Origin of the sequence: Mesorhizobium sp. M7A.F.Ca.US.014.04.1.1, assembly GCF_003998745.1 — a bacterium.
GTDB lineage: Bacteria > Pseudomonadota > Alphaproteobacteria > Rhizobiales > Rhizobiaceae > Mesorhizobium > Mesorhizobium ciceri.
In genome coordinates this window covers 1-12,756 of sequence record NZ_RZRW01000110.1, presented here as the reverse complement: position 1 = coordinate 12,756, position 12,756 = coordinate 1, and the positions used below count along the sequence as shown (strand labels likewise).

The following is a 12,756-nucleotide window of genomic DNA, read 5'->3' as shown; positions in this document are numbered from 1 at the left end:
CCTGGATGCGGTTGAGCGGTATGCCGTCCAGCACCGCCTCCAGCGCCTCCGCCGTTCTCGGCAAGCCGTAGCCGAACGCGTTGGGCGCCCCTTCGAAGACCAGCGACAATCCCGTGGCACCCTGTGCAACATCCTCCAGCGCTTGGCTTCTGGCACGGTCGATGTCCGGATCGTCGATGCGCTGGCTGACGATCCATGGCGATTTCGGGTTTGTACGCACGATCGGTTCCGCCGCGGTGCTGCGGTCGTAGAGCGGTTCGATACGGATGTTGTCATCGCTGTGCGAGACCAGCTTTTCCTCGAAGGAAGCGCCTGCCAATGCCTTTTCCGCCAAGGCGAGCCATCGCTGACGCTCGGCGTTCTCGGGTTCCACGTCCTGGATCAAGGCTCCGGCGCCCATCCGTCCTCCTCGTTTCATGCGGCCGCACCAGCCGGGAGCGGTTCAGTCTACGGTCCCCGGTCCGATATCGCAATGCAATGCGCTTTCAGAGACCGGATTCGATCCATCAGATATAGGTCAGTCCGCGTGGACGACGATTGCCAAACAGCGGCAAAATCCGCAAGCTCCAAAAACCCGATCTGAACGAATGGGGCCGATTTGGGCGAATGGCCCGGATTTGGACGAATGGCCCCGATTTGGACGAATGGCATTGTCGCTGTGCAATGGCCTCACTATACCTGCGGCAAGGCCACTGGCTTTAGACACATCAGTTTGCGGAGACCGGACATATGGCTGACGAGACCAGTATTTTCATCGGCGCCAGCCGAAAGCCCGACGACAGCTATCAGCGTGCCGAGCAGTTGTTGCTGCGATATGGGAATCGTCACGGCCTGGTGACCGGCGCCACCGGCACCGGCAAGACCGTCACCTTGCAGATCCTGGCCGAAGGATTTTCCAACGCCGGCGTGCCGGTGTTCTGCGCGGACATCAAGGGTGATCTGTCGGGCATCGCGATGATGGGCACGGCACAGGATTTCCTCGTCAAGCGGGCCGAACAGGTCAAGCTCGATCCGTATGACTTCCAGGAATTTCCCGTTATCTTCTGGGACTTGTTCGGCGAGCAGGGTCATCCGATCCGCGCCACGGTCTCGGAAATGGGGCCGTTGTTGCTGTCGCGCCTGATGAACCTGACCGAGGCGCAGGAAGGCATCATGAACATCGCCTTCCGCCTGGCGGACGAGGAAGGCTTGCTGCTGCTCGACATGAAGGATCTGCAGGCGCTGCTCGCCAACATCGCCGAGCGCGCCGACGAGATCGGCTCGCGCTATGGCAACGTGACGAAGCCATCGGTCGGGGCTATCCAGCGCACGCTGCTGGTCCTCGAACAGCAGGGGGCCGCAAACTTCTTCGGCGAACCGGCACTGCGTATCGCCGATATCATGCGCACCACCCGCGACGGACGCGGCGCCATCAGCGTGCTTGCCGCCGACAAGCTGATGATGAATCCGCGGCTCTACGCGACCTTCCTGCTATGGCTGATGTCGGAGCTGTTCGAGGTGCTGCCGGAAGTCGGCGACCCCGACAAGCCGAAGCTGGTGTTCTTCTTCGACGAGGCCCATCTTCTGTTCGACGAAGCACCCAAGGTGCTCATCGATCGCGTCGAACAGGTCGTCCGACTGATCCGCTCGAAAGGCGTCGGCGTCTATTTCGTCACCCAGAACCCTTTGGATATCCCTGAAAAAGTCCTGGCCCAGCTCGGCAATCGCGTCCAGCACGCGCTGCGCGCCTATACACCGCGCGAGCAGCAGGCAGTCCGGACGGCGGCCGAAACGTTCCGGCCAAATCCCGATTTCGACTGCATGACCGCCATTACACAGCTTGCCACTGGCGAGGCGCTGGTCTCGACGTTGGAAGCCAAGGGTGTTCCGTCCATGGTGCAGCGGACACTGATCCGCCCGCCATCCTCGCGGCTTGGGCCCATAACGGCCGCTGAGCGGCAAAAGCTGATCCAGGAAAGCCCGGTCGCCGGCCAGTACGATCAGGCCGTCGATCGCGAATCGGCTTTCGAAATGCTGCAGAAAAAGGCCAAGGACGCGCAGGATGCCGAAGAGCAGGCCCAGCAGGCCGGCAGCGGCGGCTCGCGCTGGACCATTCCGGGCTTCGGCAATGACGATCCCGCGCCGCAATCCGGTGGCAGGCGCACATCTGCACCGCGCCCGTCCAACCGCCAGACGGTCGCAGAGGCGGCGATCAAGTCGGTGGTGCGCTCGGTCGGCTCCTCGGTCGGTCGGGCAATCGTGCGCGGCATTCTGGGGAGCTTGTCGCGCGGGCGGTGACTGGAGGCAGCGGGCGCCGCTGCCTAGTCAGCTCAGAAAATCGAATTCGTGATCGCCTTGACCGGTCCAAGCAGCACCGAACCGTCCGGCACGCCGGCATCGATCGGGATCGCCTGTCGGTTGGCCGTCGCCACCATGGGTTGGCTGGCGTCGCTGGTCACGATGACCGGCGTCTTCGAGGGCACGCGATCATAGAGGTCGATAATGTCCTGGTTCATCAGACGCACGCAGCCTGACGACACCGACTTGCCGATCGAGCGCCACTCCGGCGAGCCGTGCAGACGGTAGAGCGTGTCGACATTGCCCTGGAACAGATAGAGCGCGCGTGCACCGAGCGGATTCTTCAGGCCGCCGGGCATGCCGCCATTGTCGGCGCTGTAGGGTTTCAGTTCCGGCTGGCGGGCTATCATTTCGTCCGGCGGCGTCCATTTTGGCCATTTCTGCTTCCACTGAACGACGGCGTCGCCGGACCATTCGAAGCCGGCGCGGCCAAGGCCGACACCGTAGCGTATCGCCTGACCGCCTGGACGAACCAGATAAAGGAAGTGGCCGGTCGTATCGACGACTATGGTTCCCGGCTTCTGTCCCGTCGGGTCGGGAACGATCTGACGCAGGAATTGCGGATCGATCTTGTCGACTGGGATGGCCGGCAAATCGAAGCCGCCGTCGCTGACTGCTGCATACATCGTCACATAGTCCGCCAGAGGCGGCTCGACATAGGTTGGTGGCGGCGGCTCGACCGGACCCGGCCCGGTGGTGGCGCATGCGGAAACCGCGATCGAAGCGGCGCCCAGGGCTGCGGCATTGAGAAAGCCGCGACGGCTCAGGCGAAAAGATTCGATTTCGGTTATGGACATGGTTGCCTTCTTTAAGTCTCAAATCGCAACAAAGCGTGAATTCGCCGACAGTTACGCGGGTGCCTGACAACACCTGGGGCGATAGGCGGTTCCGATTCTGGCCCGAACGTGGGCAAAGAAAGGCGAAGCTGTGACCAGGCTGCTACTGTGGCGCCAGAGACACAGGTCTCTTAGCTGCCGGGCACAAGGGCTTCGAGCGACGGCAGGATCAGGGCCGGTGGGAAGTCCCGGTATTCTTCGGGCTGGTTGGAGCGGTTGATCCACACCGTGCGAAAGCCGAATTTGGTGGCGCCTGCAATGTCCCAGCGATTGGACGACTGGAAGGAAACCGCGCCGGGGTAGAGGCGCCGGCCGGTGGCGACCATGTCGTAGACCGCGGGATCGGTCTTGAAGCGCCGCACCGTATCGACGGAATAGATATCGTCCAGAACCTGGTCGAGCGCGGCGGATTTGACCGCCGCCTGCAGCATTTCGGGCGAGCCGTTGGACAGGATCGCCAGCCTCGCTCCCGAAGCCTTGAGCGCCTTGAGCACGGCCGGCACTTCCGGATAGCAATCGAGCCGCCAATAGGCATCCAGCAATATCGCCTTGAGACCGGGGTCGGCCGAGGGAACCTTGCGCAAGGCGAAATCGAGCGCCTGTTCGGTCAGTTGCCAGAAATCGGCATAGGCGCCCATCAGCGTGCGCACCCAGGAATATTCGAGCTGTTTGGCGCGCCAGATCTCGGACAGCAATTGGCCGTCCGGCCCGATCCGGTCGGCATGACGGCGTACGGCGGCATGCACGTCGAACAGCGTGCCATAGGCGTCGAAGACATAGGCGGCGTATTGCATGACAGCAGTTTTGAGGGCAGGCGCGACAAGGTGCAAGCTTTGATTGCATTGCGCCCCGGCACTGGCCTCAACAAAACTCCATGATGCCGGTTGACGGCGCCCGCCAAAGCATCTTCCAATGGCTGTCACACGAGACCGATTGAGACGGGACGAGATGATGACACTGGCGGCTGCGGCGCAATCCACGACATGGACTTTCGTCGATGGTGATTGGCACGAAGGCAACGTCGCCATTCTGGGGCCGCGCAGCCACGCCATGTGGCTCGGCACCAGCGTTTTTGACGGCGGCCGCTGGTTCGAAGGCGTGGCGCCGGATCTCGACTTCCACGCAGCCAGGGTGAATTCCTCGGCGATTGCGCTCGGCCTGAAGCCGAACATGAGCGCCGACAAGATCGTCGGGCTGACATGGGATGGGTTGAAGAAGTTCGACGGCAAGACGGCGGTCTATATCAGGCCGATGTACTGGGCCGAGCATGGCGGCTATATGGGCGTGCCGGCCGATCCCGCCTCGACGCGCTTTTGCCTTTGCCTCTATGAATCACCGATGATTCCGGCGACTGGCTTTTCGGTGACCGTGTCGCCGTTCCGGCGTCCGACCATTGAAACCATGCCGACCAACGCCAAGGCCGGCTGCCTTTACCCCAACAACGGTAGGGCCATTCTCGAAGCCAAGATGCGCGGCTTCGACAACGCAATGGTGCTCGATATGCTGGGCAACGTCGCCGAGACCGGAACCTCGAACATCTTCCTGGTCAAGGATGGCCACGTCTTTACGCCTGCGCCGAACGGCACCTTCCTATCCGGCATCACCCGCTCGCGCACGATAGCGCTGCTCGGCGAATATGGCTTCAGGACCACGGAAAAGACGCTGTCGGTGCGCGATTTCCTCGAAGCAGACGAAATTTTTTCGACCGGGAACCATTCCAAGGTGGTGCCGATCACGCGCATCGAGGATCGCAATCTGCAACCCGGGCCGGTGGCCAAAAAAGCGCGCGAACTCTATTGGGATTGGGCGCATTCGACTTCTGCTGTTTGAGCGGATAAAAAGGCGATCGACGCTTCATCCGGAGTTGTCCCAACCCATTCCAGACCTATCTTACTCCGGTATCGACACCGGATTTTTCCACGAGGGAGTACTATCCATGGCCTTTGAATTGCCCGCTCTGCCTTACGACTATGAGGCCTTGCAGCCTTACATGTCGAAAGAGACGCTGGAATATCACCACGACAAGCACCACAAGGCGTATGTCGATAACGGCAACAAACTCGCCGCCGAGGCCGGCTTGGGCGATCTGTCGGTCGAAGAGGTGGTCAAGCAGTCGTTCGGCAAGAATGCCGGCCTCTTCAACAATGCCGCCCAGCATTACAACCACATCCATTTCTGGAAGTGGATGAAGAAAGGCGGCGGCGGCAACAAGCTGCCGGGCGCCTTGCAGAAGGCAGTCGATAGCGATCTCGGCGGCTACGACAAGTTCAAGGCCGACTTCATTGCCGCTGGCACGACACAGTTCGGCTCCGGCTGGGCCTGGGTCTCGGTCAAGGATGGCAAGCTGGCGATCTCCAAGACACCGAACGGCGAAAACCCGCTCGTCCATGGCGCGTCGCCGATCCTCGGCGTCGATGTCTGGGAGCACTCCTACTACATCGACTACCGCAACGCCCGGCCGAAATATCTCGAGGCGTTCGTCGACAGCCTGATCAACTGGGACCATGTCCTGGAATTGTACGAAAAGGCGAAGTGATCGATTTCCAGAAGCCCCGGTATCACCCGGGGCTTTTCTTTTCTGCGTCCCGCAAGAGCAAAGGTCCGGCAAAAATCATCAGGGGGAAGGGAATTTTCCCTCTGTAACATCCGTTGACGTCCTGTCCCGAAATGCCTTCATCATGGAGCCAATTGAATGAGAAAGCTTGTTATCGCCATCTCTATGCTCGCACTCGCGGCTTCGGCGGCCTTTGCCGACCCGATCCTCGACCGGCAGGCACTGATGAAGGAACGTGGAAAGATCGTCGGCGGCCTGTCGAAAGTGGTCAAGGGCGAGGAGCCGTTTGATGCCGCCGCGGTGCTGACGGCGCTGCAGGCGCTGCATGCGAATGTCGAGAAAGTCGACGTCGACGCGCTGTTTCCGGCGGGCAGCGACACAGGCGGCGATACCACTGCGTCGCCGAAGATCGGGGAAGACATGGCCGGCTTCAAGGCCACCAACGCCAAATATGTCGCCGACGTCAAGGCAGCGGCCGCTGCCGCTCCTGCCGACGTCGATGCGTTGAAGGCGCAATTCGGCGCCATCGGCTCCGATTGCGGCACCTGCCACCAGACCTACCGGGTGAAAAAAGGCTGATAGCGGGCGATGCCCTGGCTAAAGAAACTCGTCGGCGCCATCGTCATCCTCGGCGGCGTCGGCGCGGTTGCCGGGTGGGTCGGGTCGGCGCCGGTGAGGCTCGACAGGGAGACCCTGGCCAAGCTCGGTCCTGGCGACGCAGCCAGGGGCAAGCGCATTTTTTTTGCCGGCGGTTGTACATCCTGCCATGCAAAGCCGGGCTCACAGGGCGATGCGCGGCTTCAACTCGCGGGCGGTCTCGAGCTCAAGACGCCGTTCGGAACCTTCGTGCCGCCCAACATTTCGCAAGACGCCAAGGACGGCATCGGCGCATGGTCGGTCGAGGACCTCGCCAATGCCATGCTGAAGGGCGTGTCGCCTTCGGGCCGACACTTCTATCCGGCGTTTCCCTATGCGTCCTACGCGCGCATGAATCCGGTCGACATTGGCGATCTCTATGCCTTCCTCAAGACGCTGCCGGCCGTCGCCGGCAAGGCGCCTGCAAATTCGCTCGGTTTTCCCTTCAACATTCGTCGCGGCATCGGCCTGTGGAAATTGCTCTATCTTAGCGACCAGCCTGTCGTTCCATTTCCCGCTGCCACGCCCGATCCGGTCATGGCCGGCCGCTATCTGGTCGAGGGGCCGGGTCATTGCGGCGAATGCCACACGCCGCGCGACCTCGCAGGTGGTACGAAAAAGAACGTGTGGCTGGCCGGTGCGGTGGCTGCCGAAGGCAGCGGCGTCGTGCCGAACATCACATCGGGCGAGGGCGGTATAGGCGATTGGTCGGAAGCCGACATCGCCAACTACCTCGAAACCGGCTTCACGCCCGATTTTGATTCCGTCGGCGGCGCCATGGTCGACGTGCAGCGAAACATGGCCGAGCTGGCGCCGCAGGACCGTGCTGCCATCGCCGCCTATCTCAAGGCGATACCCGCGCATCCAAACGGCTATCCGGCCCGCAAGAGGGCGAACTAGTCTAGATCGAGTCTGCGGATGACAGGTGGCGGTCACCGAGAAAATCGAAGCCCGTTTCGAAAAAATGGTTGTAGTTGCAGGTCAACTCTTCGCCAGGCGCGATGTCGCGCAGCGCAAAACTCTCCTCGGGTGAGGAGACGTCGCAATTAGGCTCGTCGGCATGGTTCATGTAGCGCGCGTCGTCGGCTTCGAAGACGATGTAGTTCGGATCGCGGCGGTCAGGATAGGAGTAGCGGTCGAGATAGCTCTTCACCGGGCCGGCCGCCCGCTCATAAGTCTCGACCTCGATGAGCCGATCGAACCTTGGGTCTAACTTCCAGATCAGAGTACCGCGAGGAATGTGGTTCTTGGCAAAGACGCCGATTCCCTGGATGGGTGATTTGTCGAGATAGACGTCGACGAGCAGCATAATGAACCTTTACGCGATTGGAGGCTGTCAGGCCGGGAAAAGCCGCGCACTGGGTAGCGCGCGGTCGTCGCAATTGCGAGTGAAAATGAGCGACGGGAGCTTCAAAAAGTCCTGACACCCAGCCCTCTGGAAAGGGTGCGTCGATTATCGTCCAGAGTCAGCGTTGCTGCAGCGCCAGACGGACGCCCAAAGCGCAGTAGATGCCGCCGACAACTTTGCCCTGCAATCGTAACACCGACGGATTTCGGCGCAGGAACGTGCCGAGCCGGCCAGCGCTCACGGCAAAGACGACCGTGCTGAAAAGGCCCAGTATGACGAAGATGACCCCCAACGCGGCCATCTGAAGCATCACCGATCCGTTTTCAGGCCGCACGAACTGAGGCAGAAAAGCGAGGAAGAACAGAGCGGTCTTGGGGTTGAGCACTTCGGTCAGGACAGCCTGTCGAAACGCCTTGCCGGCGGAGATCGCGAGCGCACCGGCCGCCGGGTTGGCCGGTGTTTTCTCGATGATCGCGCGAATGCCGAGATAAACCAGGTAGGCCGCGCCGATGTACTTGATGACGCTGAACAGCGTCGCCGACGCGGCGCTGATCGCCGAGATGCCGATCATGGCCATGACGGTATGAAAGACGTCGCCGGCAGCGATCCCGGCGCCCGTCGCGATGCCGACCCTGGTTCCGGAACTCGTTGCCCGGGCGATCGTCAGCAGGGTGGCGGGGCCTGGAATGAAGACGAAGCCGAGCACGACCGCGATGTAGGCGATCAGGGTGGTCAGGTCGATCATTTGTTGGTTGCTCCCGTAAGCTGCGCCTTGCCCATCACTTTCAGCGCGAAGGAGTAGGTGTAGGCGATCTCTTCCAGCCGCGAAAACCGGCCGGAAGCGCCTGCATGGCCGGAATCCATATTGATCTTGAACAGAACCGGATTGTCGCCGCTCTTGCGGTCGCGCAGCCGGGCCACCCATTTGGCCGGTTCCCAATAGGTGACGCGCGGATCGGTGAGACCGGCCAGCGCCAGGATCGGCGGATAGTCGTGATCAGAGACATTGTCGTAGGGCGAATAGGCAGCGATCGTCCGATAGTCGTCGGCGGACGCGATCGGGTTGCCCCATTCGGGCCATTCCGGCGGCGTCAGTGGCAGGGTCGCATCGAGCATGGTGGTGAGCACATCGACGAAGGGAACCTCGGCGACGATGCCGCCAAAACAATCCGGCGCCATGTTGGCGACGGCACCCATCAGCATGCCGCCGGCCGAACCGCCTTGCGCGACGATACGGTCATGCGCCGTGTAACGCTCGGTGACCAGATGGCGCGCGACGGCGATGAAATCGGTGAACGTGTTCATCTTGTTCTCCCGCTTGCCGTCATCGTACCAGCCATAGCCCTTGTCCTTGCCGCCGCGAACGTGAGCAATGGCGAAGACAAAGCCGCGGTCGACCAGCGAGAACCAGTTGGTGTTGAAGGCGGCCGGCACGGTGATGCCATAGGAGCCGTAGCCGTAAAGCAGGCAAGGTGCGGATCCGTCCAGCGGCGTGTCGCGATGATGCAAAAGCGAGATCGGCACCAGTTCGCCATCGCTGGCCGGCGCCATCAGCCGCCGCGTGACATAATGGTCCGCATCATGGCCGGACGGCACTTCCTGGGTCTTCAGCAGCACCCGCTCGCGGGTGCGCATGTTATAGTCGAACACCTGCGCGGGCGTCGTCATCGACGAGTAGGAAAAGCGCATGATCTCGGTGTCGTACTCATAGGAACCCGACAGGCCGAGCGAGAAGGCCTCCTCGTCGAGGGACAGAAGATGCTCCTCGCCGCTGATACGGTCGCGCACCACAATGCGCGGCAGGCCTTCCTTGCGTTCGAGCCGGACCATGTGGTCCCTGAAGCCGATCACCGACAGGATCAGCCGGCCGGGCTCGTGCGGCACCAGTTCCTGCCAGTTGGCGCGCACGGGATCGCTCGCCGGCGCCGTCATGATCTTGAAGTCCTTGGCGCCGTCGGCATTGGTCAGGATGAAGAAGATATCGCCGCCTTCTTCCAGCTCGTATTGAAGGCCAACCTCGCGCGGCGACACCAGTTTCGGTTCGGCAAACGGATCGTCGGCGCGCATCAGGCGGTATTCCGAAGTCTCGTGATCGTTGATGCCGATCATGATCCATTCGTTGTTGCGGGTGCCGTCGACATTCATGAAGAAGCCGGGATCGGTTTCCTCATAGATCAGCCGGTCGCTGTCCGGGCTGTCGCCCAGCGCATGGAAGAGTACCTTGGACGGGCGATGGTTGGGATCGAGACGGGTGTAGAAGAAGCCGTCATTGCCTGCGTTCCAGACGCCTGAACCGCCGGTGTCGGGGATCTGGTCGGCAAGCTCCTTGCCATCGGCAAGGTCACGCACGCGAAGCGTGTAGAATTCGGAGCCCTTGTCGTCGAATGCCCATAGCAGCTTGGCGTGGTCGGCCGAATGGTCGACACCGCCAAGACGGAAATAGGCCTTGCCCGCGGCCTCCGCATCGCCGTCGAGCAGGATATGCTCGGCGCCGCCGTCGCGCGACATGCGGAAATAGCGCGGCTGCTCGCCACCAAGTTTAAAGGACGAGCCGTAGGCATAGGGCCCATCCTTCATCGGCACGGAAGAATCGTCTTCCTTGATACGGCCCTTCATCTCCTTGAAAAGCTGCTTTTGCAGTTCGACCGTGTCGGCCATCAGCTTCGACTGGTAGGCATTCTCCGCCTCGAGTTCTGCGCGGATCCCCGCATCGAGCAATGACGGGTCGCGGAACATCTCCTGCCAGTTGTCGGCCCGTAGCCAGGCATAGTCGTCGGTTCGCGTGATGCCGTGATGCGTGTCGGAAACCGGCCGCTTCTCGGGCGTTGGCGGGCTGACGATCGGAAATATGGATGTCTTGGTCATTGCATCTCGCTTTGCCAGTATCTTCAATGGGCCAGTATCTTGAAGGGCCATCTCGAATGGAGAAGTATCTTGAATGGCAAATGAACACGCCGATCAGGGCAGGTTCAAGAGCCGGAGCGTATGGGTTGTGTCGGCTCCAGGAGATGAGCCGGGAGGAGAGATGATGACTATTTGGTCTCGGACTGCTGCGGCTTTCGCCGTTGCTTCGCTAACTCTGGGCTTTGCCGGCCAGTCTCATGCGACCGTATTCGCGGCTTGGCAAGTGGCCAATGTCCCGTTCGGCGACACGCTCAATGTACGCAAATACCCTTCGGGCACATCCCAAAAGCAGGCGGGATATCCGAACGGTACCGTTCTGCAGATGACCGGGCGATGCACCGGCGGAATAAACCTGCTCGACATCGCCAACCAGCCGGCATGGAAGCAGGCACAAAAGATTCGCTATCGCTGGTGCGAAGTCTGGCATGATCCGGTCCAGAACGGCAATTTCGTCACCGGCTGGGCCTATGGCAAATACATCATCCCGCATTGATTGACGCGGCAGCAATCAGCCGATCGGTCGGATGACTGGCATGTCGCCTGATTGCTTGTGTATGACCACGGCAACCTGTGGTTTTGTGGGCAAATGCGAACAACCAATATTTCTCGAGCGATAGCCAAGCAAGATCAAACATTAAAACCCGTTTCGTGAGTTGCCACGAATGTAACGGCGATCTGACGTTGCGTCAGCTGCCGCCGACGGGAACGCGAAATATCGATAAATTACACAATGCACGAAAGATTGAAGCTGATCGCGGAACATTTGATCAATATCGTTCAATATAGCGCGAGGGGTGAATTGACTTACTTGGTCTGCACGCTCATTGATGTGCCCGCGACACGAATCGTAGAAACTCTACCTGCACAAAATTCGTGCGATGCCCTGCTTGTAAAAAAGGGCGCAGATCGATGTAACTCTTGTTGGGGACCGAAGACCATGGATATTGTCGAAACACCTTCCAGAAACAGCGATGCGCTGATCGAATTGACCGCCGATGTGGTGGCCGCCTATGTCAGCAACAATCCCGTGCCGGTCGGCGAACTGCCGAACCTGATATCCGATGTCCATGCCGCACTCGGGCGTGTGGGCGGAACCGCCGAACAGCCGCCTGCCGACAAGCAGAAGCCGGCGGTCAACCCGAAGCGGTCGGTTCATGACGACTACATCGTCTGCCTTGAAGACGGCAAGAAGTTCAAGTCGCTGAAGCGCCACCTGATGACCCACTATGACCTGACGCCGGACCAGTATCGCGAAAAGTGGAACCTCGACCCTACCTATCCGATGGTTGCACCCAACTATGCAGCTGCCCGGTCCCAACTCGCCAAGAAGATGGGTCTCGGCCGCAAGCGCAAAGCGCGGTAATTGCTGCCAGCCAGATCGGATCGACATCAACGGCGCCTTCGGGCGCCGTTTGATTTTTGCGAGCCGCGACGCGCGGATCGGGTCGGGAAGCGTCAGGCGGTCTGCTTGAGCGCTGCCTCGGCGTCGCGCTTGATGCGCTTGACCATCGAGCGAAGGCCGTTGGCGCGCTGCGGCGACAGATGTTCGTCGAGGCCGAGTTCTTTCAATGTCGCTTCCGCATCGGTCTTCTGGATTTCGCTGGCGGTCCTGCCGGAAAACAGCGCCAGCATGATCGCGACCAGCCCACGCACGATATGAGCGTCCGAATCGCCGGAGAAGGTGATGACAGGATCGGCTCCAGCTCCGCGTTCAGTGGTCAGCCAGACCTGGCTGACGCATCCCGGCACCTTGTTGGCGGGGCTGCGCTGCTCGTCCGGAAACGGCGGCAGCGCCTCGCCGAGTTCGATGACATAACGATAGCGGTCTTCCCATTCCTCGAGGAACGAGAAGTCGTCGCGGATCGTCTGGATCGTCGTGGTCATGTCTGGGATATAGTCACGCGGCGGCTCCGCGTCACGGAAAAAACAAGGACACCGCGGGCGTCGAGAGGGCAGACAGCCCGCGGTGCGCCGTCGAAACGGCTTAATTCTGAGGCGGCAGGTTGACGGTCTCGGGCAAGACGATTCCTTCGGGCACGCTGCCGGTCATCGTCGACGTGTCGGGGCCGGCGGCGGACTTGTCGTCCATCATCGCTGCCGCGATCTTGGCGGTCTCTTTGGCGCGGGCGGTAATGGTGTGC

At 61.0% G+C, this 12,756-nt stretch carries 13 protein-coding genes and 1 pseudogene; 7 read left to right on the top strand and 7 right to left on the bottom strand.

Features of this window, described 5'->3' with window-relative positions; translation table 11 throughout:
• A pseudogene (locus EOA22_RS10340) lies at positions 1 to 400 on the bottom strand (methylmalonyl-CoA mutase); the annotation flags it as partial.
• A gap of 329 nt (positions 401 to 729) precedes the next feature.
• Between EOA22_RS10340 and EOA22_RS10335 the strand changes: the two are divergent.
• Positions 730 to 2,277 (top strand): helicase HerA-like C-terminal domain-containing protein, encoded by a 1,548-nt coding sequence (locus tag EOA22_RS10335; RefSeq protein WP_013532671.1) that lies wholly within the window; start codon positions 730 to 732, stop codon positions 2,275 to 2,277.
• Positions 2,278 to 2,309: 32 nt separating this feature from the next.
• Here the strand turns inward: EOA22_RS10335 and EOA22_RS10330 are convergent, their stop codons facing one another.
• On the bottom strand, positions 2,310 to 3,134 hold the full coding sequence (locus EOA22_RS10330) for a L,D-transpeptidase (RefSeq protein ID WP_013532670.1): 825 nt from the start codon (positions 3,132 to 3,134) through the stop codon (positions 2,310 to 2,312).
• A 170-nt stretch (positions 3,135 to 3,304) separates the two neighbouring features.
• A complete protein-coding gene (locus EOA22_RS10325; protein WP_013532669.1) occupies positions 3,305 to 3,967 on the bottom strand; it encodes a haloacid dehalogenase type II in 663 nt (220 codons plus the stop codon).
• Positions 3,968 to 4,124: 157 nt separating this feature from the next.
• Here EOA22_RS10325 and EOA22_RS10320 point away from each other — a divergent pair, with 157 nt between their 5' ends.
• From EOA22_RS10320 to EOA22_RS10305, 4 genes are all read left to right on the top strand, one after another.
• Positions 4,125 to 5,003: a branched-chain amino acid aminotransferase gene (locus EOA22_RS10320; protein WP_024505546.1), complete on the top strand. Its 879-nt coding sequence runs from the start codon at positions 4,125 to 4,127 to the stop codon at positions 5,001 to 5,003.
• A 106-nt stretch (positions 5,004 to 5,109) separates the two neighbouring features.
• Entirely contained in the window at positions 5,110 to 5,709 is a 600-nt protein-coding gene (locus EOA22_RS10315; RefSeq protein WP_013532667.1) for a superoxide dismutase, read from the top strand.
• Between the two features lie 156 nt (positions 5,710 to 5,865).
• Positions 5,866 to 6,306: a cytochrome c gene (locus EOA22_RS10310; RefSeq protein ID WP_127389954.1), complete on the top strand. Its 441-nt coding sequence runs from the start codon at positions 5,866 to 5,868 to the stop codon at positions 6,304 to 6,306.
• A 9-nt stretch (positions 6,307 to 6,315) separates the two neighbouring features.
• Positions 6,316 to 7,263 (top strand): cytochrome c, encoded by a 948-nt coding sequence (locus EOA22_RS10305; RefSeq protein WP_013532665.1) that lies wholly within the window; start codon positions 6,316 to 6,318, stop codon positions 7,261 to 7,263.
• Between the two features lies 1 nt (position 7,264).
• On the opposite strand, the gene EOA22_RS10300 is transcribed toward EOA22_RS10305, so the two are convergent.
• The 3 genes from EOA22_RS10300 to EOA22_RS10290 all read right to left on the bottom strand — a co-directional run bounded on the left by EOA22_RS10300 (position 7,265) and on the right by EOA22_RS10290 (position 10,576).
• The gene (locus EOA22_RS10300; protein ID WP_013532664.1) at positions 7,265 to 7,672 is read right to left on the bottom strand and encodes an SET domain-containing protein-lysine N-methyltransferase; all 408 of its coding nucleotides are present in this window, start codon (positions 7,670 to 7,672) and stop codon (positions 7,265 to 7,267) included.
• 157 nt (positions 7,673 to 7,829) lie between these two features.
• Positions 7,830 to 8,456 carry a LysE family translocator gene (locus EOA22_RS10295; RefSeq protein WP_127389953.1) on the bottom strand — a complete coding sequence of 209 codons (627 nt, stop codon included), beginning with the start codon at positions 8,454 to 8,456 and terminating at the stop codon, positions 7,830 to 7,832.
• The gene (locus EOA22_RS10290; protein ID WP_013532662.1) at positions 8,453 to 10,576 is read right to left on the bottom strand and encodes a S9 family peptidase; all 2,124 of its coding nucleotides are present in this window, start codon (positions 10,574 to 10,576) and stop codon (positions 8,453 to 8,455) included. The genes EOA22_RS10295 and EOA22_RS10290 overlap by 4 nt, the downstream gene beginning before the upstream one ends.
• Before the next feature lie 160 nt (positions 10,577 to 10,736).
• On the opposite strand from EOA22_RS10290, the gene EOA22_RS10285 reads away from it, so the two are divergent.
• Both EOA22_RS10285 and EOA22_RS10280 read left to right on the top strand, forming a co-directional pair.
• Positions 10,737 to 11,108, top strand: coding sequence for an SH3 domain-containing protein (locus EOA22_RS10285; protein ID WP_164745941.1), 372 nt, complete (start codon positions 10,737 to 10,739; stop codon positions 11,106 to 11,108).
• Positions 11,109 to 11,552: 444 nt separating this feature from the next.
• A complete protein-coding gene (locus EOA22_RS10280) occupies positions 11,553 to 11,978 on the top strand; it encodes a MucR family transcriptional regulator (RefSeq protein ID WP_013532660.1) in 426 nt (141 codons plus the stop codon).
• A 92-nt stretch (positions 11,979 to 12,070) separates the two neighbouring features.
• On the opposite strand, the gene EOA22_RS10275 is transcribed toward EOA22_RS10280, so the two are convergent.
• Positions 12,071 to 12,499, bottom strand: a complete 429-nt coding sequence (locus EOA22_RS10275; protein WP_013532659.1) for a SufE family protein — start codon at positions 12,497 to 12,499, stop codon at positions 12,071 to 12,073.
• Between the last annotated feature and the right edge of the window lie 257 nt (positions 12,500 to 12,756).